Below are 20,927 nucleotides of genomic sequence, written 5' to 3' on the forward strand. Positions count from 1 at the left end.
AAGCATGCACAAACAAACGATTATTGATTTTAAAGAGCTTGGATTGCGACAGCTTTTCACCAAGCCCATAAGGGAATTAAAAACCAGAGACATAGATCAAGTTGAGGGCCTTCTTAAAGAAGTGGAAACTTACCAAGAAGCTGGTTTTTATGCCGTAGGCTATGTCAGCTATGAGGCTGCTCCTGCTTTTGAGAAAAAATTAGCTGTCCATCCTGCACCTCTCATGGGAGAGTATCTCCTCTACTTCACCATTCACGAGAAAGTAGAAACCCTTCCTTTCCCAGAGGACTATGAGGTTGTGGACCTACCTGCCAATTGGAAGGAAGAGGTCGAGGCGCCTGCCTATCAAGAAGCCATTGAGACCATCCAGCACCACATCCGTCAAGGAGATACCTACCAGGTCAACTATACCATCCAGCTTTCTCAAGAGCTAGAGGCTGATCCTTTGGCCATCTATAATCGCTTAGTGGTAGAGCAAAAGGCCCATTACAATGCCTTTATCCAGCACGATGATGTGTCCATCCTCTCTATCAGCCCTGAACTCTTTTTTGAACAAGAAGATCGGCTATTGACCACGCGCCCCATGAAGGGGACTACTCGTCGTGGCCTCACCAACCAAGCTGATCTTGAAGAGGCAGCTTGGTTAGAAGCAGACCCCAAAAATCGAGCGGAAAATATGATGATTGTAGATCTCCTCCGCAATGATATGAACCGGATTTCGGAAATTGGAAGTGAGCAGGTGACCCGTCTCTGCCAAGTTGAGCAATACTCTACCGTTTGGCAGATGACGTCGACCATTAAAAGTCGCTTGCGCCCAGAGATCGACCTGGTTCAAACCTTCCAGGCCCTCTTTCCTTGTGGTTCGATTACAGGGGCACCGAAAATCTCTACTATGGAAATTATTCAAAAGACAGAGGCTGCTCCTCGCGGAGTCTACTGTGGAACGATCGGTATCCTTCTTCCAAAAGGGAAACGGATCTTCAATGTGGCTATCCGAACCCTTCAAATGCAAGGCACCAAAGCCATCTATGGCGTAGGAGGGGGCATCACTTGGGACAGCAAATGGAAATCCGAATACCAGGAAACTAAGCAAAAGTCTGCTGTTCTCTACCGTCAAGAGCCTCGATTTGACCTCTTGACAACTGGTCGTATCCACCAAGGAGAGTTGACCTTCCTGAAGCAACATCTAACCCGTTTGAGAGAGGCCAGCCGCTACTTTGCCTATCCTTATAATGAGCAAAAGCTCTTGAACAAACTTCAAGAAGAGCTCACTCATGTTGATTCTAGCCTTGACTATCGTTGTCGGATAGCCTTGCAGAAAAACGGAAACTTCCAACTGACGATTACGGAGCTAACAGACTTGCCAGCTAGCTATCTACAGGCTCAATTACGAGAACAAACTGCACCATTAAACCGACCTTTTACCTATTTTAAAACGAGCCAGAGAGACCACCTCATCCAGTTAGATCGGGAGCAGATCTACTATTTAGAAGACGGAACCTTACTAGAGACGACCATTGGCAATCTCATCCTAGAGATCAAGGGCCAACTCTATACTCCTCCAGCTCACCTCCCTTTATTAGATGGGATCTACCGTCGCCATCTATTGGAAACTGGACAAGTAGAGGAAAAACTCTTGACCCTGAAGGATTTAGAAGTTGCTGACAGAGTCTATGCCTGCAATGCCCTTCGTGGACTTTATCCACTCGATTTTACAAGAAAGAACCCATAATGAAACTTGTTTTTTTACATGGCCTAGGCCAGGATGCTCATTCTTGGCAAAGTGTTCAAGATGCACTTTCCCCCTTGCCTTCTGACTCTTTCGCTATTTTCTCTTCTCCAAGCGAAAGCTACCAGGAGGCCAAAGAAAGACTGACGGAGTGTCTCCAACAAGAAAGCGAGCCCTTTATTCTGGTTGGACTCTCACTGGGTGGCGTTCTCGCTCTTGAACTCTCCAGCCAAGACTTACCACACCTCAAGGGCTTGGTGCTCTCAGGGACACAATACAAACTCAAGACCAATTTCCTCTATCGGCTCCAGATCCTCCTCTTTCGTCTGCTTCCCAAACAGGTCTTTGAAAAGCAGGGTGCCAACAAACAGCACATGTTGCAAATCTTGACCGAGTTAAAAAGTCTTAATCTAACCGATACTGCTAAAACTTGTCCTCTCCCTAGCTTAGTGATTTGTGGCAGCAAAGATAGGGCCAATCAGGCTTCTTCGAAAAAGTTGGCGAATCTCCTGCCTAAAGGGCACTATCAAGAAATCGCAGATGGAGGCCATCTACTCAATACTCAGAAACCCAATGAACTGGCACAAGTCATCAAGGAGTTTTTGAAGAACATCTAGTAAAAAAGGACAGAAGTCTTCTTGAATCAAGATAGGCTAACTGTTCTTTTTTACTTTTTAAAATTTTAGAAATATTTTAGAATTGCTTGATAGTTATTTGAAAAGCAAGCTGTATACTAAGAGTGTAAAGAAAACAACTAGTCATTTGGACGAAGGAGAAAACCATGGAAAAAGTATTAGAAATTTCCCATTTGAGTAAAAAATTTGGTCAACAATACGCCTTAAACGATGTGAATCTGAGCATTCGCAAAGGTGATGTCTACGGCCTGATCGGTAAGAACGGAGCTGGGAAAACCACCCTCATCAAGGTCATTACCCAGCTAATTCAAGAAACTGACGGAAGCGTCTCCCTCTTTGCTTCTACAAATCGCTCCCAGTGGACCCAAGCCCTGAAACGTGTCGGATCCGTCATTGAGAGTCCCGTGGCACACAAACATATGACTGCCTATCAAAACTTAGTCTACTATTGCAAGGCTCGCCATATCCCAAACCCCGACCAGGTCATCAAAGAAACTCTGAACTATGTCGGCCTGAGTAATACAGGCAAGAAAAAATTTCGTGATTTTTCACTGGGAATGAAACAACGGTTGGGAATTGCCATTGCGCTCATTGCCAAACCCGACTTCCTCATTCTGGACGAACCCATCAATGGTCTTGATCCGGTCGGAATCAAGGAATTTCGTCAGATGATCAAGCGCCTCAATGATGAACTCGGCATGACCATCCTCATTTCCAGTCATATCCTCTCTGAACTCTATCTGGTTGCTAATCGCTTTGGCATTGTCGACCAAGGACGCCTGATCAAAGAAATTAGCAAGGCCGAATTCGAAGAACAGGGAGAAGATTACATCATCCTCAAGACCAATCAACTAGCCCTTGCGAGTCAACTGATCCAGGATCAACTCCATCATCGCATCAAGGTCATCGATAAGGATGGAGAAATCCATATCTTTGGCCAGACTCACGATATTAAAGTCATTGTCAAAGCTCTCGTTCAAGCAGATATTGATGTAGACGAAATCTACTATGCCCGCCAAGATCTGGAAAAATTCTTTACGGACCTGGTAGACTAGTCAACCCACCGTCTTGTATTACTTATCCCACACATTTCATTTAGGAGATTTATCATGTTGCATACCATTCAAGCAGATTTTTATAGACTTTTTCGCTCCAAAGGTTTTTGGATTACAGAAGCCATTCTCGTTCTCAACATCCTGTCTGGAGTCATCTTTGGAGTTGCTGGACACGCCGGTGTCAATACGGAATCAAAAATCCCCCTAACGACAGAAGTTTGGACGGGTTTTAAAGCCTTGATCAACTACTCCGCCAGCATCAGTATGACCATTCTCTTTACTATTATTGTCATCACCCTGGTCCTGGGAACAGATTTAACACAAAATTTATACAAGAATAGTCTAGCCTATGGTGTCTCTCGCACTAGCTACTACTTTGCTAAAAGTGCTGTTGTCTTGACCATTGCTCTTTTCCAATTTCTCGTTTCTTATGGTCTTGTCTTCTCGATCGCGACCCTCTACAATGGACTTGGCACCATGCCTGACCACTTCTTCTCTCATTTTGGCTTGACCCTTCTGATTCAGTTCCTCTCCACCTTGGCTTGGGTCAGCATTATTTCCTTCCTCCTTTACGCCAGCCAATCTATCACCTTGGCTTTCGTTGGCTACTTTGTTGGAAATATCTTCTTAAGCCTTCCTGCGCTCTTCTTTAAAGACATCGACATTTTGCACTATCTAAACTTGGAATTCCAATATTCCATGGTCCAAAGTACGACAGCAACCAACAATACCCTCTCTATCGCCCTTGGATTCATCCTTGTTTTCGGCTTCCTGGGACTCGCTACTTTCAAACACAAAGATTTATAAAAAGTAGGACTTGACGATTGGTCAAGTCCTACTTTTTTAATGTAATGGTCAAGATAAACCAGTCTGCCTCCGTTGCCAGTTGCAAATCTCCCCCTAAAATCTCTACAAAATTTTGAATGATGTAGAGACCCAAGCCAGAAGACTCCTCTGTATCCGATAGATTTTCGGAGTAGAAGCGACTAGCTAATTGGTCTAAGTGTTGAATCGGCTGTTGCACAATATTTCGCAGTTCGACCCGAATTGTCTCCACATCAGAAGTCAGGGTCAAACGGGCCTCTTCCTTCCCATGCTTGAGGACATTGCTGAGCATATTTTGCAAGAGGCGCTCCCAAAGCTCAGGATCAGTAGCATAATGGAGATGCTCTTCTAACTCTACCTCTAGTGCAATCCCCGCCTCAGACAAGCTATCATAATACTGGAATAACTGCTGGGTTAGGACTTGGCTGAGATTAACGTCTGAAAGCCGAGGCTGAATGGCACCCTCCATCAAGCGTCTGTATTCCAAGAGTGATTCCAAGCGTTTTGAGACGACTTGAAGATTGGAAGAAATTTTTTTCAGTTTTTCCTCTTCTTGCGTCCCACTCTTGATGATTTGTTGGGTATAACCAGACGCAATGGTCAAAGGCGTCCGAATATCGTGAGCAATATTACTGATGGCCATATCCAAGGTTTTCTTCTCTTGGAAGGCAATCCGATTGGTCCGCTCGATCTGGTCAAAGAGCTCACTGACCTGTTTGGTCAAGGCGACCAATTCTTTATTTGAAACACGTGACGTCAACCGTACCCCACTCCCATTTTGGAGCTTCTTTTGAATCTGCTCCTGCAAATCCTTTAAAGCTGAAAGCAAGCGAACATAGCCCAGTCCCAAGAGAAGGACAAGGAAGACTAGAACTAGAACCAATCCCCACATTACTTGTCTCCTTTCAAGCGAACACCCAAGCCCCAGACGGTTTCAATGTAATCCTCATTAGGATCGAGTTGGGCAATTTTCTTTCGGAGATTGCTCAATTGGGCATTGAGCGTATTGTCTCCAGGCAGATAGACCTCTTCCCAGACTGCCTCATACAATTCTTCTTTGGTGAAAATCTTCTTTGGATGCGCCAATAAAGTTTCAAAAATTTGAAATTCCTTTTTACCTAAGCGAAGCGTTTTTTCTCCAGACTCCAGTTCAAAGCTTTCTGGGTTCAGGACCAGATTTTTAACAGTCAGCTTTTTCGATGATGGAGCTTCCTGTGCCGGAGTGAGGTTATTTCTCAGTTGCACTGTCACCCGAGCAGCCACCTCATCCAGATTAAAGGGCTTGACGATATAATCATTGGCACCTGCAAGGAGATACTGGCTAATGAGGTGTTTGTCACCAAGAGCTGTCATCATGATGACCGGTACCTGACTCTGCAAACGGATTTCCTCAAGGACCTGATCCCCATTTTTCCCAGGAAGCATGATATCGAGAAGGACCAAATCAATGCTTTCTTGCTGGAAGAGTCGTAGCCCTTCTGTACCTGAAAAAGCCTGAAGCACCTCATGGTCTTCGCTTAAGAGACTATACAAAATTTCTTGGATATCATTATTATCTTCAATTAATAAGATGCGTGCCACTTGCCTCACTCCTCTTTTCTATGCTTACGAAATCATTTCTATTCCCCTAGCCTATCAAATAAAGGGACCTTCGTCAATGAAAATCTGATAAAATCCTATAGTCCCCAGGTAGAGCTGCATGGTAGGTCATCACAAGATGAACTTGACTATCCTTTCTTTCAAAGGGTATAATAGGACCAATGACACAATAGGGAGAATCATCTATGAAAAAAAATGCCAAAACTCAAATCAGCCTTGTATCCATTCTCGTCATCCTGGGCGTTGGTGCAAGAATGATGCGAGTCATCCACCGCCAGCAAATCAGGGAGCAAAACAGACAAACCGTCCAAACGACTAAAAAGGTTGCAGAGTTTCAGAAGACACTAGACGAGGAAGAAACCAAGAAACGGAACGAAACCTTCAACAAGATTTTTAATGAATCCCTAGTTCAGAAAAATTTTGAAAATTGGCAAAAAGTCGATGATCTTCATGGTTTGGGACAAAGAACTGGGCAATTTTATATCTATAACTTTGAAAAAAAAGAAGAGATTCTCTTAGAGAATACAGATCAAGCATTTGTTCTGCCGATTCGAGACAAGAGTGATAACGTAACATTTCAGGCTATCTTTGCTCACAAGGACGGTCAGTGGCACATCATGAAACCAGACGGAAGTTCACAGTTGCAACTAGGAGAAGCTAGCATTTCCGCTGAATCTAAGTTTGTCATCGAAAACAATGTCTTAGACTACGACCAGTAAATCAATAAGGACTTGCCTTAACGACATACAAAAAGCTTAGAACCCCAGCTTTGGTTGGGATTCTAAGCTTTTTAGTTTGCTGTCACAGAGTCATCCAGAAGATGGTGAAGCTCTAAAGGAGACTTTTATTTAACAAAAGCTCCATTGGTCGCAATGACCTCTTTGTACCAATAGAAGGATTTCTTACGCGAACGGGCTAAGGTTCCCTTGCCTTCGTTGTCCCGGTCAACATAGATAAAACCGTAGCGCTTCTTCATTTCTCCTGTCCCAGCAGAGACCAGGTCAATACAACCCCAAGTCGTATAGCCCCAGAGGACGACGCCGTCTTCATGGATGGCATCTCGCATAGCCTTGATGTGGGCAGCCAGGTAGTCAATCCGATAATCATCCTCGATTTCCCCCGCTTCATTAGGTGTATCCACTGCCCCTAATCCATTTTCCACGATAAACATAGGCTTTTGATAACGATCCCAGATGGTATTGAGGGTAATGCGGAGACCAAGAGGGTCAATCTGCCAACCCCATTCTGAACTTTCTAGGTAGGGATTCTTCAAAGAGGCAAAGATATTGCCCGCTGTTTTCTCCCTTTCAGCTGGATCACCTGAAGCGACCCGACTGGCATAGTAGGAGAAGGAAATAAAGTCCACCGTATAGTCTTTCAACAATTGAAGGTCCTGCTCGGTCATCTCAACCGTGATGCCCTGACGTTCCCACTCTTTCTTAGCATAGTTAGGGTATTCCCCACGCGCCTGCACATCGATGAAGAAGTAGTTCTTGCGGTCTTCTTCTAGACCCGCCCAAACATCACGCGGAGCACAAGTATGCGGGTAATTTTGCCCTGCTGCCAGCATACAGCCGACCTTGTTGTTCGGATCAATCTCATGGGCAAGCTTAGTGGCAATGGCTGAAGCGACCAACTCATGGTGGGCTGCCTGGTATTTGACCTGCTCCTCATTCTCTCCTTCCTCGAAGCAGAGACCCGCTCCCATAAATGGCGCATGGAGGATCATATTGATTTCATTAAAGGTCAGCCAGTAGTTGACCAAGCCCTTGTAACGAGTAAAGAGGGTCCGACAGAGACGTTCATAAAAGCCCAACATCTTGCGGTTGCGCCAACCACCGTACTCGGTAATCAAATGCATGGGACAGTCAAAGTGAGTAATGGTCACCAAGGGCTCAATGCCATACTTGTGACATTCCTTAAAGAGGTCTTCATAGAACTGTAGTCCCGCTTCGTTTGGCTCCAGTTCATCCCCTTGTGGGAAGATCCGTGACCAAGCAATAGAAAGTCGATAAGTTTTAAAGCCCATTTCCCCAAAGAGGGCAATGTCTTCCTTGTAGCGATGGTACATATCAATACCATCTTTAGCCGGGTAAAAATAGCCCTCTTCAAAGTCGAACATCTTTTTCTGACCCGTAATAATCGCGTGACGATCAGGCCCAATCGGTACCACATCCACATTGGCCAAGCCGCGGCCATCTTCATTATAAGCTCCTTCACATTGGTTGGCAGCCGTCGCCCCACCCCAAAGGAAACCATCTGGAAATTGTAGTTTGTCAGTCATATTCCTACCTCGCTTTCATCCTTAAATCTATTATATCCCTGTCTAATCCGAAAGTCTTACAGCATCCTAGGAAAAACTGATACTATTCTAAGATTGTTTCTATTCAAGCGCAACATAAAAAGACCGGATGACTCCGATCTTTCAATAGTTCATATTTTCACATTCTGTTTTAAGAATAATTAAGGTTGACTTCAAATGACTAAGCGTCCTATTTCATACGATAAAAATCAATGACTAGACCAGCAGGGCCTTTAACTAGCAAAGATTCTGTTCCCCAATCAGTTGCAGATGGGCCATGTAATATTTCAGCGCCAAGCTCTTTCAACCGTTTGTAGTTCTGGTCTACATCCTCAACCTCAATGTGAAGAATGATTCCTGACTGAAAATCTTCCAAAGGAATCAGGTGATTTTGTGATAACATGAGACAATGACTGCCAATTGTAAACTGAGCAAAACCGTCATCAACATAATCAGCCTTTTTATCCAAAAGACGCTCCAAGTCAGAACAGACTTTGGGAACATTTGAAACGATAATATCTAATTGATTTAAATTCATTTACTATTCTCCATAAAAAGACCGGATGACTCCGATCTTTTTAAGTCCCACTCTATGAAAATCAAAGAATAAATTCGACGAGAGGAATTATTTGATTGCGCGTGATTGCAACCCTTCTTCTTCCAAGAAGAGGCGGAATGGTACGAGTTCTTCTGCTTCGTATTTTTCCTTGAAGGCTTTGATCGCTTCTTCTGAGTGAAGTTTTGGATCCAACTCAAGTACCTCTACTGGAAGTGGACGGTGTTGTGTGATGCGGGCATCAATAACAACAGTTTTACCTTCTTTGTTGAGTTTAACAGCTTCAGCAACCACAGCATCGATATCTTCAATACGGTTAACGGTAAATCCAACTGCACCTTGTGCTTCAGCAATTTTCGCGTAGTCAGCATTTGTAAAGTCTACACCAAACAAGTGTTTGTTTGTATCTTCGTATTTGTTCTTGATGAAGGCATACTCATCGTTTGTGAAGACAACGTTGATAACTGGAAGGTTGTATTGAACGTTCGTGATCACGTCTGGGTAAACCATGTTGAAGGCTCCGTCACCCATGATATTCCATACTTGGCGGTCTGGATTGTCTTTCTTAGCAGCGATACCACCAGGGATAGCGATACCCATTGTTGCAAAGAGTGGAGATGTACGCCACATATTCTTAGGTGTCATGTGAAGGTGACGAGTAGATGTTTGAGTTGAGTTACCGACGTCGATTGAGTAGATCGCATCTTCATCAGCGTATTTGTTGATGGCATTGTAGACTTGGTACAATTGCAATTCACCCTCAGTTTTACCTTCGAGTTTGTTCATGTAATCACGCCAGTTTTGGTTGTTCTTCACGTTTGCACGCCACCATGGAGTAGACTCAACTGGGTTTACTTTGTCAAGGATCGCTTTAGCTGCTTGACCTGCATCTCCAAGGATTGAAGCGTCAAGGGCGTGACGTTTACCAAGTTTGTAAGGGTCAATATCAACTTGGATGAATTTTTCAGTGTTCTTGAATGCTTCGTAAACTTCAGCAAATGGGAAGTTTGAACCAAGGAAAAGAACTGTGTCTGCTTCAAAGACAACTTCGTTGGCTGGTTTCCAACCAACACGGTAAGCAGAACCTGTCAAACCTTCATAGTTCCATTCGAAAGCTTCAAAGTTTTTACCAGTTGTGATGATTGGTGCTTTGATTTTACGTGACAATTCAGTAATCACTTCACCAGCTTTAACACCACCGTAACCAGCATAGATAACTGGACGTTCAGCGTTGTTCAAGATTTCAACAGCTTTGTCGATTTCAACTTCGTTCAAAGCAGGAGCGATGAATGAACGCTCGTAAGAACCTGAACCGTAGTATGAGTTTTCGTCGATTTCTTGGAAACCAAAGTTTACTGGAATTTCAACGACAGCTGGACCTTTTTTAGAAACGGCAGCACGGCAAGCTTCGTCAATGACTTTTGGCAATTGCTCTGCGTAAGCGACACGTTTGTTGTAAACAGCGATACCGTTGTACATTGGGTTTTGGTTCAATTCTTGGAAGGCATCCATGTTGAGCTCGTTGTTTGGACGTGATCCAAGGATCGCAAGGAATGGAGTGTTATCCATCGCTGCATCGTAAACACCGTTGATCAAGTGAGTGGCACCAGGTCCACCTGAACCAACTGCAACACCGATAGATCCGCCAAATTTAGCTTGCATAACCGCTGCAAGAGCACCTGTTTCTTCGTGGCGAACTTGCAAGAAACGGATATCTTTGTCTTCAGCCAAAGCGTCCATAAGTGAGCTAAGTGTTCCTGATGGGATACCGTAGATAGTGTCTACGCCCCATGTTTTCAATACGTTGAGCATTGCTGCAGATGCAGTAATTTTCCCTTGAGTCATAATGATAACTCTCCTTCAATAAAAATAATTGTCAGTCTTTGAACTGAATTCGACAAAGAGTGAAAACGTTTCAAACAACTTTACTATATCAATTTATCACGTTTTATTGTCCTTGTATAAGAATATGCTCACTGAACACCTGGAACTATTACATAACACAATAGAGAAAACTGTTCTGTTTCCGCTAACTATTTTATAACAGAAGGGATAAACCGCATGACAGCAAGGTTTTTAGATCGTATAAAATTAGTACAAAATAGAGCATGTTCCCAAACTGTTTCACAGAAGGTATCAAAAAATCCTAGCGGAAAATAGTTTTTCCCTGCTAGGATTGGTTAAATTTCCTTTTGAAGAGCCTTACTTAAGACCCTGTATCCTTCAATTGTTAAATGAAGACCATCTGTTGTATAAGCTGGTTTGAGCTGACCATCTTCACCGAGCAAGCTCTCAAAAACATTGATAAATTCGACATTCATCATTCCTTGAGCCAGCTCATGATAAGCCTGATTCAGGGTCTGAATCTTTTGATTGGTCCGGATATAGACTGTCCCCTTGTAGGTTTCTCCCTCATTCACAGGGAGAACCGAAACAAGTTTGATTTGCGCCAAGGGCAAGAGTCGTACCATCTCCTGTAAGATTATGGACATGTTATCGATGGTTTCTGACAGGGGCATTTCCTTGCCAATGTCATTGGTTCCGATTAGTAGGAAAATCTTATCCACTGCTTGACCAAAAATATGGGCATCTAGATTCTCTCTTAAGAGGTCTGTCTTGTAGCCTCTGATTCCCCGATTCACCATATACTGATCCGTCAAAAGTAACTCCTGAAGAGGATAGTATTCGATGATAGAGTCTCCTATAAAAAGTATATCGGGTTCCTTCAAAGGTTTTTGATTCAGCTCTCGGTAGTTCTGTTGTATTTTTGCCTGTTCTTTCAAGAGCCAGGTCTCCAATAATTGTACAGCCATAAAGACTCCTTTCGATTCGTATGGTAGAAACTATGTGCGGTAGAATATTCGCCTAGTCGAAACTTAGTCTTCCATCCAAATAGGCTTCAATCATTTCATAAACCCCACCTTCTTGGTGAGATGACGCTGTGTAGCGGGCTGCTTGTCGAGCATGGACGTCCGCATTTTCCATCGCATAGGAATAGGTCGCTAACTCCAGCATTTCCACATCGTTTTGGCTATCGCCAAATGCCATTAAATGCCCACCATCAACGCCCCAGTGTTCTTCCAAGAATTGAATGGCTGTAGCCTTATTGACCTCCGGTTGCAGAATATCGATGGCTCCATAGCCACTAGCTGCTGGAAGCAGTCGCTCCCCAAACTCTTCTCGCAACTCTTGCACAAAGACTTCGACTTTTTCAGTGTCAGTGACGACACTTATCTTCAGAACCTGCTCACCATGCTCTTGGACCAAATCATCCACAAAGCGCATCCGTCTGTAAAAAGCTGTAGCTAACTCAGGCGTCATCAATTGCTCTAAAAGAGGAAACTCTGTTCCTTTCTTGGCATAGGCTCCAGATAGGCTACTGACGACCAGATGAAGTTCTTCTTCTCGACCTTCTAGATAACGCAAGACCTCCTGCACCAGCTCTTCAGGCCAGCTACACTCTCGGATGAGCTTTCCCTTCTCTAATATCCGTGCACCATTGGCTAGAACCAAGGTGACACGATCTTTCAGCTCTCCCAAGACATGAGCCATACGGCTATAGCCATTCCCCGTCGCAATAACAAAGGGAATCCCTCTTTGGTCTAGCTGATCCAAGATGCGGCTCAGACGCTCACGGTCAACCTCTCCTTGCGCATCCATCAGAGTACCGTCCATGTCTGTCGCAATCATTTGTATCATACCAGCCACCTCTTTCTATCTTGTCCCTATTATACACCATTTCCTAGTCATTTTGGGCCTTCTTTGCCACAAACGCTCCCTTCTCCCCATCCTTAAAATTTTAGAAATTCCACCGAATCCTCTTTAATTTTCGGTCCAATTTTATTATAATATAGATAATAGATTTTCCCTGTATGAAGTAACTAGCAGACCCTCTCTCACACCTAGCCAAAGCGTCTGCTACTCCCGAAAAAGATCTAAGAGGTAGGCATGAACACAAAGACCTTATACCGCCAAACATCCTTTACCAATAGCGATTTCCCTTTTTCAATCAAACAGATTCGCACCCAAAATGGCCAACCGGATATTTTATTTCATTGGCACACTGATATTGAGATTATTTATGTCAACGAAGGGACTGCTCAATTCCATATCGACTATGAATATTTTCATAGTCAACCAGGCGATATTATTTTGATCCGCCCTAATGCCCTTCACTCCATTCATCCCATCCAGAGTTCTTCCCATACCATGGATGTCCTCCATTTTAATCTGGACCTGATTGGGATTACTCATAAAAATATTGCCACTCTAAAATATTTACAACCCCTCTACAATGGTGATTTTGAATTTGTCCGACGTATCCAAGTCCAATCTCCGGGTTATGAAGAAATCAAACAGAGCCTTTTAAACTGTATGGCAAACGGAAGAGAACAAGGTCCTTTCTATGAACTTCGACTCAAATCCCAGCTCAATGAACTCCTCTATCTCCTCTTTTCTCACAACTATATTGTCGAGAAGAAGTTTTCAACGGATGCTTATCGAAGAGAAGAAAAAATTCGTTTGGTCCTCGACCATATTTCGAACCATTACCAAGAGGAGCTTATGATTGAGCAATTAGCAGAATTGTGTCATTTTAGCCCGACCCACTTTATGAATTTCTTTAAGAAACAATTAGGGATCTCTTGTATGGAGTACATCATCCAATATCGGCTAAAAAAAGCCGCCCATTTCCTCCAGCATTCTGATCTGGCAATTATTGATATCGCTAGCCAATCTGGCTTCAACAACCTCTCAAACTTTAATCGCCAATTCAAGAAATACTATCAGATCACTCCAAGTCAATACCGAAAAGCTTGTCTTTAATCAAAGGATCAAATAATAAAAGCCCCCTGAACACAATTGAAACTTTGATATGTACCCTCTTTACTGGACACCCAGTAAGGTCCTCTTTTCTCACAACTATATTGTCGAGAAGAAGTTTTCAACGGATGCTTATCGAAGAGAAGAAAAAATTCGTTTGGTCCTCGACCATATTTCGAACCATTACCAAGAGGAGCTTATGATTGAGCAATTAGCAGAATTGTGTCATTTTAGCCCGACCCACTTTATGAATTTCTTTAAGAAACAATTAGGGATCTCTTGTATGGAGTACATCATCCAATATCGGCTAAAAAAAGCCGCCCATTTCCTCCAGCATTCTGATCTGGCAATTATTGATATCGCTAGCCAATCTGGCTTCAACAACCTCTCAAACTTTAATCGCCAATTCAAGAAATACTATCAGATCACTCCAAGTCAATACCGAAAAGCTTGTCTTTAATCAAAGGATCAAATAATAAAAGCCCCCTGAACACAATTGAAACTTTGATATGTACCCTCTTTACTGGACACCCAGTAAGGAGGGTATTTTCATGCGTTACAGTCATGAGTATAAGTTAGAGTGTATTGAGCTATATAGAAAAGGAATATGGCCTGAAACACCAGAAGGAATAAAAACATCAAACTTTCATCTAATGGTTCGATACTGGGCTCGTATCGAAGAAGAAAATGGACCAGATGCATTAAAGCACTTAGGTAATAACAAAGTGTGGACCCCTGAAGCGAAATATGAATTAGTTGCTAAAGTATTAGCAGGACAATCCAACAAGTCAGTTGCTGTTTCTGCAGGTATAAATAATGGAATGCTATATACCTGGGTTCGCAAATACAAAGAATTAGGTTACAATGGTCTTGTGAATAAAAAGAAAGGTCGCAAGAGTAAGAACCCTGTTATGAAAAAGAAAACGATTAAGCCCAAACCTTTAACTGAATCAGAACGTGAAGAGTTAATCAGACTAAGAGAAGAAATTGCGGCAATGAAAGCGGAGATTGAAGTAGTAAAAAAAAGGATCGCCTTGAGGCAAGAAAGATGGGCTGCGCAACTCAAGGCGAAAAAGCAGCAATCATCAAAGCGCTCAGAGAAGAAGGATACCAATTAAAGCACCTACTAAAAGGTTTAAATATGCCTAAATCAACTTACTACTACGAAATCAGTAAAGTTGATACTGTAGACTTTAGAAATATTAAGCTCACTGAAGAAATCAAGAAAATATTTAGCCAGCATAAAGGTAGATATGGTGTGAGAAGAGTGTATAGAGAGCTCTTAAGACGTGGAAATTCTGTCAATCATAAAAGAGTACAACGTATCATGCATTCACTTGGATTGCAAGGCAAAAGACCTAAAGAAAAGTATCACTCATTCAAGGGTGAAGTAGGTAAAGTAGCACCAAACATAATAGATAGAGACTTTACAGCAACAGCACCACTTCAGAAGTGGACAACTGATGTATCTCAGTTTAACTTTTCATGGGGAAAGTGTTACCTTTCTCCGATAATTGATATGTACACAAATGAAGTTATTTCATATGACTTGTCGATGAGTCCAAACCTAAATCAAATCAAGAGAATGCTAGAGATGGCGTTTAAAAAGTTCAAATCACTTACAGGATTAATATTTCATTCAGATCAAGGATGGCAATATCAACACAACTACTATCGTCAGGAACTAAAAAACAGGGGAATTATCCAATCAATGTCTAGACGTGGCAATTGTATAGATAATTGCATTATGGAAACATTCTTTGGACGTCTAAAGAATGAAATGTACTACAGCTACGAGAAAGAATATGAATCATTTGAGAGCTTTTCAAAAGCACTAGATGAATACATAAGTTATTACAACAATGAAAGAATACAAGGAAAAACAAAATGGATGCCACCTGTAATGTACAGGATAGCATCCATGTGTTCCACTTAGTTCATAACATGTGTCCAGGATTCTGGGTACATATCCTCCGATAATTGATATGTACACAAATGAAGTTATTTCATATGACTTGTCGATGAGTCCAAACCTAAATCAAATCAAGAGAATGCTAGAGATGGCGTTTAAAAAGTTCAAATCACTTACAGGATTAATATTTCATTCAGATCAAGGATGGCAATATCAACACAACTACTATCGTCAGTAACTAAAAAACAGGGGAATTATCCAATCAATGTCTAGACGTGGCAATTGTATAGATAATTGCATTATGGAAACATTCTTTGGACGTCTAAAGAATGAAATGTACTACAGCTACGAGAAAGAATATGAATCATTTGAGAGCTTTTCAAAAGCACTAGATGAATACATAAGTTATTACAACAATGAAAGAATACAAGGAAAAACAAAATGGATGCCACCTGTAATGTACAGGATAGCATCCATGTGTTCCACTTAGTTCATAACATGTGTCCAGGATTCTGGGTACATATCACTTATGTTCCAGGGGCTTTTAGTTTTTTTACAGTAGAAATATCAGATAAAACGAAGCAACTTACATCTTTAGCTCTCAATTATTGTATTTAAAGACCATTTCCCTGTTTCTTCATATTGCCTTATTAATTCTTGAGAAGTTTGGGTGATTTCTGAAGGAAAATGGAGGCTTTTTAATGTATTGACCGCATTCTTCGTTACTGCCGCCCCCTGCTTTATCTGATAATCAAAGACAATTTCCCCGTCAACATAACGACTATCAAAATGATAATTATCATTGACTGCACCAGACGCCGCAACTAACTCAATATCATGACTCGAAATCATATACAAGCAATCGTGTCTAGATAGCCAGCGGACAATCCCCAAGCCAGATCCAATTCGCTCAATGGTATTGGTACCCTTAAAGAGTTCATCAATAAAGAAATAATGAAAGCCAGACTTTTCCAGACTCTCAATCATTCGGAGAATCGTTTTGCTCTCTGTAATAAAATAACTATCTCCAACCTCGATATCATCACTGACATCCATAGAGGTCATGACATGTCCATAAGAAAGCTCCAAACTTTCACCATAGGCGAAGCCCAAGCCCTGAGCTAGAATACAGTTAATAGCTACCATTTTCAGATAAGTAGATTTCCCTGAGGCATTATCTCCACTAATCACCATATTTTTTTCAAAACGAACATCGTTAGCAACCGGATCCGTTAGTAAAGGATGGTAGATCCCCTTGCCCTTAATTCCGCCTTCTTTTTTAAAGCTGGGATGACAGACCAAATCAACATCACGCTTATGGCGTAGAAGGCTGATGGCTACTTCCAATTCTCCCAAAAGATTGATCGCTTCCTGAGCTTCTTTCTGATGAATCCTCACTTGCTGATAGATATAAACTTGAGCAATCTGCGGAATTAAGAAAAGAAAATTAAGGTAAATCAGAATAATTTCCATATCTGAGCTTCCTGTTGGACTTTGTAAGATTCCGGAAATAACTTTCGTCTTCTTAAATGGTTGGACAGCCTGTTTGAGGGCTTCTTGTTTTGGAATCGCTAAATGGCTAAGCTTTGCCGTTGAGGCAAAGATACGAACCAAGTAACTAACTCGATCCAAGCGCATTTTATTCGACCAATTCCGAATGCTCGAAAAAATGATATTGAAGGTCGCACTCGCCACCAAGACCATCATCGCTTGAATTTTAAAAAATGGAAGGAAGAAAAGCGAGAAGACCGGCAAACAGGCTAAGAAAATATAGAGAGAAAGATAGATCTTCGAATCCTGTTTCCCTGGATTAGCCACAATACTTCTAGCCATATTGTGGTTCTTTTTTCCTAATTGGTTCATGACAACTTGAACCTTGAGACGAAGATCAGGGTGATGGTCAAAAAAATCCTCTAACTCCTGCAAGGATGCTTCTGGTTGAAATTTAATCAAACGCATCTTCTGATACAAGGCCTCAGCCCCTATACTAGACTGTGTATAATTCAACTGATCAAAGACTCTATAGAGGTCCAAATCATGCCAAGTCTGACCGTCTACTTGGCTATCTGTCGGTTGGAGTGCCGAAGCCAAGAGCATTGTTTCCGCTAAACTTTCTTCACTATCTTTTTTTATGAAAAAAGGTTTACCCTCCCAAGCCTTGGCTAATTTTTTTCTCAGAAGAATCGTTGATAGCTGATTTGTTAGAGTCATAACGATGATCAGTCCAACAAATCCAATTGGTAACCATCCAAGTTTGTCCATTCCTTCATTCGCCCCTTCCTATTGCCAATTCAAATTCACACGTTCTTTCACTTCCTGGTAGGCTGTATCGACACGCGCCTTTGTTTCATCATTCAATTGATCCCGATACTTGCCTCCTTCAATCCAGTCCTCCAAGATATAGGTCTGGAAATGATAGAGTTCATAGCCTTCAGGAGAATAACTGTCCTTCGGCGTCCGGTTGACCCAAGTAGGATGAGCTGTTGCTGTTTTGATACGGGTCTTACGCCCTACTTTCTCAATTGTGATATCCATCAGAACACCCCGTTCGGTCCATTGAGCATTTTCTATCCCTTCCATGGTTTCCAGTCGCTGATTCGAAAGAAAATTCCCCATAGAATAAATGATCAATTTCTGTTGTCCATCCTTATCCACAATCTCGGCAGGTTGGACGACATGAGGATGGCCACCCAAGACAATATCAGCTCCCCAAGAAATCATCTTATGATATAGCTCCTTTTGTTCCTCTGTTGGCTCTAATTCATATTCAATCCCCATCTGAGGCATGACAATGGTAATGTCCGCTTCCATCTCAGCTTTTTGGATTTCTTGACGCATCCGCTCCTCATTGAGATCCGATAGACGATTGTCATAGTCCTCTTGTTCCAGATTATACTCCATCCCATTAAAGCCGTAGGAATAAGCCAAAATCGCGATCTTGATTCTATTTACTTCCTTAATCAGGATAGGGGCTTGACCTCGCGTCTCATGCGGATAGACACCAACCGTTTGGATCCCCGCATCTTCGAAGGCTTTCGCAGTCGAAAACAGCCCTTCCAAGCCAGAATCGAGGATATGGTTATGTCCCAGGTCCATCACCTGATAGCCCGCATCCTTGATCGAAGCAACTACCTCCCCAGGGGCATTGAAAATCGGATATCCAGAAAGGCCATAATCCGAATTGATAGTACCTTCAAAATCCCCCAAAACCAGATCCCCTTGCTTCAACCATTCCTGAGCATAGTGATAATTCTCAGAAAAATCATAGCTTCCATCTTCCTTGGCTGCACTCATATAAATCAAGTCATGGTAGAGTTGATCCCCATTTGCCATGATCCGAGCGGTATGCGGTAACTGATCCGGATGGATTTCCTCTTGCTTTTCAACAACTTCTGGCATCTCTAGTGCTGTAATGGGAAAGCCATTCCATTTTTGAACCCATAAGACCAAATTCGCGGCCGCAAATACTGTAATCAGCAAGCCATAGACAAACTGTTCGTTGGTCAAGCGAAATGCTGTCGCCTTTCCCAATCCAATATCAAGCCAGTCATTAAGCATCGTGAGGATATCTTTCCCGAGCTCACTCCATCTCTTTAGGAGATCCTTCCAATTCTTCATCTTCTTCTCTTTCTATCCAATTCTCTTGCACTTGTCAAAGACCTCTCCGTCATCTTTCAGGCCTTTTTTTCATTGTAACACAATTTTGACAAAAGAAAACAGACTGACCTAAACTTCCATGAATAGATAAACGGAGGGACTAAAGAAATTAAAAAAAGAGGGCTCAGAGCCCCCTTTCTCAATCATTCTTTTAGTGCATTTGCCTGAGTAGGTCCCCGTATCCCTCTGCCTCCATTTCCTCTTTAGGAATAAAGCGTAGAGAGGCCGAATTGATACAATAGCGAAGACCTCCTTGGTCTCTTGGCCCATCAGTAAAGACATGGCCGAGGTGGGCATTGCCTGAGCGGGAACGAACTTCAATTCGCTCCATTCCGTGACTATGATCCTGGTAATAGTGAACGACATCTTTCGCAATAGGACGAGAGAAGCTCGGCCATCCACAGCCAGACGCAAACTTATCCTTGGCAAAGAAGAGAGGTTCCCCGGTCGTAATATCCACATAAATGCCCTCTTCAAAGGTCTGGTCATAGGCATTGTGGAAAGGACGCTCCGTCGCACTTTCTTGGGTGACTTGGTACTGCTCCTCTGTCAATCGTACCTTTAATTCCTCCTGACTGGGCTTTGGATAGGCTGCCGGATCAATCAAGGGTTGGTCAGCATCTGTCACATCAATATGGCAATAGCCTCCAGGATTCTTCTTGAGGTAGTCTTGATGGTAGTCCTCAGCCAAGATATAGTGGCGTAAAGGTTCCAACTCAACTACGATCTTAGTTCCCAGTTGTTCTTCTTGCTCCGCAAACACTTGGGCGATCACCTCACGATCTACCTCGTCTAGGTAATAGACACCCGTCCGGTACTGGCGCCCTCGATCATTTCCCTGTTTGTTAATGGAGAAGGGATCAATTACACGGAAATAGTAGAGCAGAATCGCTCGGAGGGTGATCTTGTCTGGATCATAGACGACCTGAACGGTCTCTGCGTGATCCGTTTCCTTGATCAATTGGTAATTGGTCGTTTCCACCTGACCATTGGCATAACCCACTGTTGTCTTTTCTACACCAGGGATCCGTGAGAAATACTCCTCTAAGCCCCAAAAACAGCCACCTGCTAGATAAATCTCTGCCATCTTTTTTCCTCGCTTCCCGCATTCCCTACAAAGAACGCTTGACATCTATTAGCTCCATCATAATCCAATAGCCTCAGATTTTCAAGGATTCTGCATCAAAAATCCCTTCTACTGTACTAGTAAAAGGGATTCGGAGATGCTTATTTTTCAAATAAGAAAAAGAGCGAGTAACCAAGATTCCGTATAGATACTAAAAACTGATGAAAAAAATCATGCACGAGCGACATATCACACACCTCCTCAATATTTCTTAAGCAAACACTCATTTGCTTACAAGATCATGCTTGGTCCATATACCTGTAACTGAGATTTCACAGCTTCGTAATGCCAGTGATCATAAGACCGCCAGGCTTGAAAGGACTCTTTATTCAAACGCAGTCCACTTAAACCAATCAATAAACTCGCATTCTGATAAAACTTCTCCAACTCGATCAATAGGCGATTGTCTACCTGTCTTGCCCTCAATAAAACTTCCAAAATATGATTTAGATTTTCCTCAAATCGAAGGGCATCTGGACTGGGGATGAAGTCCCTAGAAAAGGCTGTTCGAAGAGTTTTGATCATCGTTCTTGCTTCTTGAATCACATCCCTTTCTCCCATATAAACCACCTTCCTTTTCACCTCCATTGTACACCTTTTTCTCTCTATAAAAATGAAAATTCTCTAAAACTAGGAACAGAATTTTTTCTTACTCGACCAGGAAACAGAAAAGAACTCCCCCAAGCATCCACTTGAGGAAGTTCTTTTCG

At 42.5% G+C, this 20,927-nt stretch carries 21 protein-coding genes and 1 pseudogene; 11 read left to right on the plus strand and 11 right to left on the minus strand.

Annotated features, from left to right (window positions below; genetic code table 11):
• Window positions 1–4 precede the first annotated feature (4 nt).
• The 4 genes from pabB to N596_RS05450 all read left to right on the plus strand — a co-directional run bounded on the left by pabB (window position 5) and on the right by N596_RS05450 (window position 4,226).
• Window positions 5–1,732: an aminodeoxychorismate synthase component I gene (gene pabB / locus N596_RS05435; RefSeq protein ID WP_023027223.1), complete on the plus strand. Its 1,728-nt coding sequence runs from the start codon at window positions 5–7 to the stop codon at window positions 1,730–1,732.
• On the plus strand, window positions 1,732–2,346 hold the full coding sequence (locus tag N596_RS05440) for an alpha/beta fold hydrolase (RefSeq protein WP_023027224.1): 615 nt from the start codon (window positions 1,732–1,734) through the stop codon (window positions 2,344–2,346). Before pabB ends, N596_RS05440 begins: the two co-directional genes overlap by 1 nt.
• Window positions 2,347–2,510: 164 nt before the next feature.
• Window positions 2,511–3,419: an ABC transporter ATP-binding protein gene (locus N596_RS05445; RefSeq protein WP_023027225.1), complete on the plus strand. Its 909-nt coding sequence runs from the start codon at window positions 2,511–2,513 to the stop codon at window positions 3,417–3,419.
• Between the two features lie 54 nt (window positions 3,420–3,473).
• On the plus strand, window positions 3,474–4,226 hold the full coding sequence (locus N596_RS05450) for an ABC transporter permease (RefSeq protein ID WP_023027226.1): 753 nt from the start codon (window positions 3,474–3,476) through the stop codon (window positions 4,224–4,226).
• Between the two features lie 28 nt (window positions 4,227–4,254).
• Here N596_RS05450 and N596_RS05455 read toward each other — a convergent pair whose 3' ends face one another.
• Window positions 4,255–5,136: a sensor histidine kinase gene (locus tag N596_RS05455; RefSeq protein WP_023027227.1), complete on the minus strand. Its 882-nt coding sequence runs from the start codon at window positions 5,134–5,136 to the stop codon at window positions 4,255–4,257.
• Complete coding sequence (locus N596_RS05460) at window positions 5,136–5,825, minus strand: response regulator transcription factor (protein ID WP_023027228.1); 690 nt, start codon at window positions 5,823–5,825, stop codon at window positions 5,136–5,138. The genes N596_RS05455 and N596_RS05460 overlap by 1 nt, the downstream gene beginning before the upstream one ends.
• Before the next feature lie 203 nt (window positions 5,826–6,028).
• Between N596_RS05460 and N596_RS05465 the strand changes: the two genes are divergently transcribed.
• A complete protein-coding gene (locus N596_RS05465) occupies window positions 6,029–6,562 on the plus strand; it encodes a hypothetical protein (RefSeq protein ID WP_023024312.1) in 534 nt (177 codons plus the stop codon).
• A 125-nt stretch (window positions 6,563–6,687) separates the two neighbouring features.
• Here the strand turns inward: N596_RS05465 and N596_RS05470 are convergent, their stop codons facing one another.
• From N596_RS05470 to N596_RS05490, 5 genes are all read right to left on the minus strand, one after another.
• On the minus strand, window positions 6,688–8,127 hold the full coding sequence (locus N596_RS05470) for a 6-phospho-beta-glucosidase (protein ID WP_023024314.1): 1,440 nt from the start codon (window positions 8,125–8,127) through the stop codon (window positions 6,688–6,690).
• A 208-nt stretch (window positions 8,128–8,335) separates the two neighbouring features.
• Window positions 8,336–8,683: a VOC family protein gene (locus N596_RS05475; protein WP_023024316.1), complete on the minus strand. Its 348-nt coding sequence runs from the start codon at window positions 8,681–8,683 to the stop codon at window positions 8,336–8,338.
• A gap of 87 nt (window positions 8,684–8,770) precedes the next feature.
• Complete coding sequence (gene spxB, locus N596_RS05480; protein ID WP_023024318.1) at window positions 8,771–10,546, minus strand: pyruvate oxidase; 1,776 nt, start codon at window positions 10,544–10,546, stop codon at window positions 8,771–8,773.
• A 335-nt stretch (window positions 10,547–10,881) separates the two neighbouring features.
• Window positions 10,882–11,514 (minus strand): SGNH/GDSL hydrolase family protein, encoded by a 633-nt coding sequence (locus tag N596_RS05485; RefSeq protein ID WP_023027229.1) that lies wholly within the window; start codon window positions 11,512–11,514, stop codon window positions 10,882–10,884.
• Window positions 11,515–11,566: 52 nt separating this feature from the next.
• Window positions 11,567–12,400, minus strand: coding sequence for a Cof-type HAD-IIB family hydrolase (locus tag N596_RS05490; protein WP_042361230.1), 834 nt, complete (start codon window positions 12,398–12,400; stop codon window positions 11,567–11,569).
• A 249-nt stretch (window positions 12,401–12,649) separates the two neighbouring features.
• Between N596_RS05490 and N596_RS05495 the strand changes: the two genes are divergently transcribed.
• From N596_RS05495 to N596_RS10435, 6 genes and pseudogenes are all read left to right on the plus strand, one after another.
• Window positions 12,650–13,525 (plus strand): AraC family transcriptional regulator, encoded by an 876-nt coding sequence (locus N596_RS05495; RefSeq protein WP_023027230.1) that lies wholly within the window; start codon window positions 12,650–12,652, stop codon window positions 13,523–13,525.
• A gap of 79 nt (window positions 13,526–13,604) precedes the next feature.
• A pseudogene (locus tag N596_RS05500) lies at window positions 13,605–13,982 on the plus strand (AraC family transcriptional regulator); the annotation flags it as partial.
• Between the two features lie 91 nt (window positions 13,983–14,073).
• The gene (locus tag N596_RS05505) at window positions 14,074–14,640 is read left to right on the plus strand and encodes a helix-turn-helix domain-containing protein (protein ID WP_023023319.1); all 567 of its coding nucleotides are present in this window, start codon (window positions 14,074–14,076) and stop codon (window positions 14,638–14,640) included.
• Window positions 14,571–15,458 (plus strand): IS3 family transposase, encoded by an 888-nt coding sequence (locus N596_RS05510; protein WP_081697786.1) that lies wholly within the window; start codon window positions 14,571–14,573, stop codon window positions 15,456–15,458. Before N596_RS05505 ends, N596_RS05510 begins: the two co-directional genes overlap by 70 nt.
• A gap of 49 nt (window positions 15,459–15,507) precedes the next feature.
• A complete protein-coding gene (locus N596_RS10430) occupies window positions 15,508–15,672 on the plus strand; it encodes a DDE-type integrase/transposase/recombinase (RefSeq protein ID WP_156023429.1) in 165 nt (54 codons plus the stop codon).
• Window positions 15,673–15,690: 18 nt separating this feature from the next.
• Window positions 15,691–15,924, plus strand: coding sequence for an IS3 family transposase (locus N596_RS10435; protein WP_373364508.1), 234 nt, complete (start codon window positions 15,691–15,693; stop codon window positions 15,922–15,924).
• 104 nt (window positions 15,925–16,028) lie between these two features.
• Here N596_RS10435 and N596_RS05515 read toward each other — a convergent pair whose 3' ends face one another.
• The 4 genes from N596_RS05515 to N596_RS05530 all read right to left on the minus strand — a co-directional run bounded on the left by N596_RS05515 (window position 16,029) and on the right by N596_RS05530 (window position 20,778).
• The gene (locus N596_RS05515) at window positions 16,029–17,696 is read right to left on the minus strand and encodes a MutS-related protein (protein ID WP_023027233.1); all 1,668 of its coding nucleotides are present in this window, start codon (window positions 17,694–17,696) and stop codon (window positions 16,029–16,031) included.
• Between the two features lie 18 nt (window positions 17,697–17,714).
• Complete coding sequence (locus N596_RS05520; RefSeq protein WP_258025874.1) at window positions 17,715–18,992, minus strand: CapA family protein; 1,278 nt, start codon at window positions 18,990–18,992, stop codon at window positions 17,715–17,717.
• A gap of 250 nt (window positions 18,993–19,242) precedes the next feature.
• Entirely contained in the window at window positions 19,243–20,178 is a 936-nt protein-coding gene (msrB, locus tag N596_RS05525; protein WP_023027235.1) for a peptide-methionine (R)-S-oxide reductase MsrB, read from the minus strand.
• A gap of 270 nt (window positions 20,179–20,448) precedes the next feature.
• Entirely contained in the window at window positions 20,449–20,778 is a 330-nt protein-coding gene (locus tag N596_RS05530) for a hypothetical protein (protein ID WP_023027236.1), read from the minus strand.
• Between the last annotated feature and the right edge of the window lie 149 nt (window positions 20,779–20,927).

The organism is Streptococcus ilei (assembly GCF_000479335.1).
GTDB lineage: Bacteria > Bacillota > Bacilli > Lactobacillales > Streptococcaceae > Streptococcus > Streptococcus ilei.

What these genes read in the sequence shown, in the direction of transcription:
- N596_RS05490 (WP_042361230.1), bottom strand. Translation starts at nt 12,400, where the DNA reads ATGATACAAATGATTGCGACAGACATGGACGGTACTCTGATGGATGCG.
- N596_RS05445 (WP_023027225.1), top strand. Translation starts at nt 2,511, where the DNA reads ATGGAAAAAGTATTAGAAATTTCCCATTTGAGTAAAAAATTTGGTCAA.
- spxB (WP_023024318.1), bottom strand. Translation starts at nt 10,546, where the DNA reads ATGACTCAAGGGAAAATTACTGCATCTGCAGCAATGCTCAACGTATTG.
- N596_RS05455 (WP_023027227.1), bottom strand. Translation starts at nt 5,136, where the DNA reads ATGTGGGGATTGGTTCTAGTTCTAGTCTTCCTTGTCCTTCTCTTGGGA.
- N596_RS05520 (WP_258025874.1), bottom strand. Translation starts at nt 18,992, where the DNA reads ATGCTTAATGACTGGCTTGATATTGGATTGGGAAAGGCGACAGCATTT.
- N596_RS10430 (WP_156023429.1), top strand. Translation starts at nt 15,508, where the DNA reads ATGTACACAAATGAAGTTATTTCATATGACTTGTCGATGAGTCCAAAC.
- N596_RS05465 (WP_023024312.1), top strand. Translation starts at nt 6,029, where the DNA reads ATGAAAAAAAATGCCAAAACTCAAATCAGCCTTGTATCCATTCTCGTC.
- N596_RS05510 (WP_081697786.1), top strand. Translation starts at nt 14,571, where the DNA reads ATGGGCTGCGCAACTCAAGGCGAAAAAGCAGCAATCATCAAAGCGCTC.
- N596_RS05495 (WP_023027230.1), top strand. Translation starts at nt 12,650, where the DNA reads ATGAACACAAAGACCTTATACCGCCAAACATCCTTTACCAATAGCGAT.
- N596_RS05475 (WP_023024316.1), bottom strand. Translation starts at nt 8,683, where the DNA reads ATGAATTTAAATCAATTAGATATTATCGTTTCAAATGTTCCCAAAGTC.
- N596_RS05470 (WP_023024314.1), bottom strand. Translation starts at nt 8,127, where the DNA reads ATGACTGACAAACTACAATTTCCAGATGGTTTCCTTTGGGGTGGGGCG.
- N596_RS05505 (WP_023023319.1), top strand. Translation starts at nt 14,074, where the DNA reads ATGCGTTACAGTCATGAGTATAAGTTAGAGTGTATTGAGCTATATAGA.
- msrB (WP_023027235.1), bottom strand. Translation starts at nt 20,178, where the DNA reads ATGGCAGAGATTTATCTAGCAGGTGGCTGTTTTTGGGGCTTAGAGGAG.
- N596_RS05485 (WP_023027229.1), bottom strand. Translation starts at nt 11,514, where the DNA reads ATGGCTGTACAATTATTGGAGACCTGGCTCTTGAAAGAACAGGCAAAA.
- N596_RS05515 (WP_023027233.1), bottom strand. Translation starts at nt 17,696, where the DNA reads ATGGACAAACTTGGATGGTTACCAATTGGATTTGTTGGACTGATCATC.
- N596_RS05450 (WP_023027226.1), top strand. Translation starts at nt 3,474, where the DNA reads ATGTTGCATACCATTCAAGCAGATTTTTATAGACTTTTTCGCTCCAAA.
- N596_RS05530 (WP_023027236.1), bottom strand. Translation starts at nt 20,778, where the DNA reads ATGGGAGAAAGGGATGTGATTCAAGAAGCAAGAACGATGATCAAAACT.
- N596_RS05440 (WP_023027224.1), top strand. Translation starts at nt 1,732, where the DNA reads ATGAAACTTGTTTTTTTACATGGCCTAGGCCAGGATGCTCATTCTTGG.
- pabB (WP_023027223.1), top strand. Translation starts at nt 5, where the DNA reads ATGCACAAACAAACGATTATTGATTTTAAAGAGCTTGGATTGCGACAG.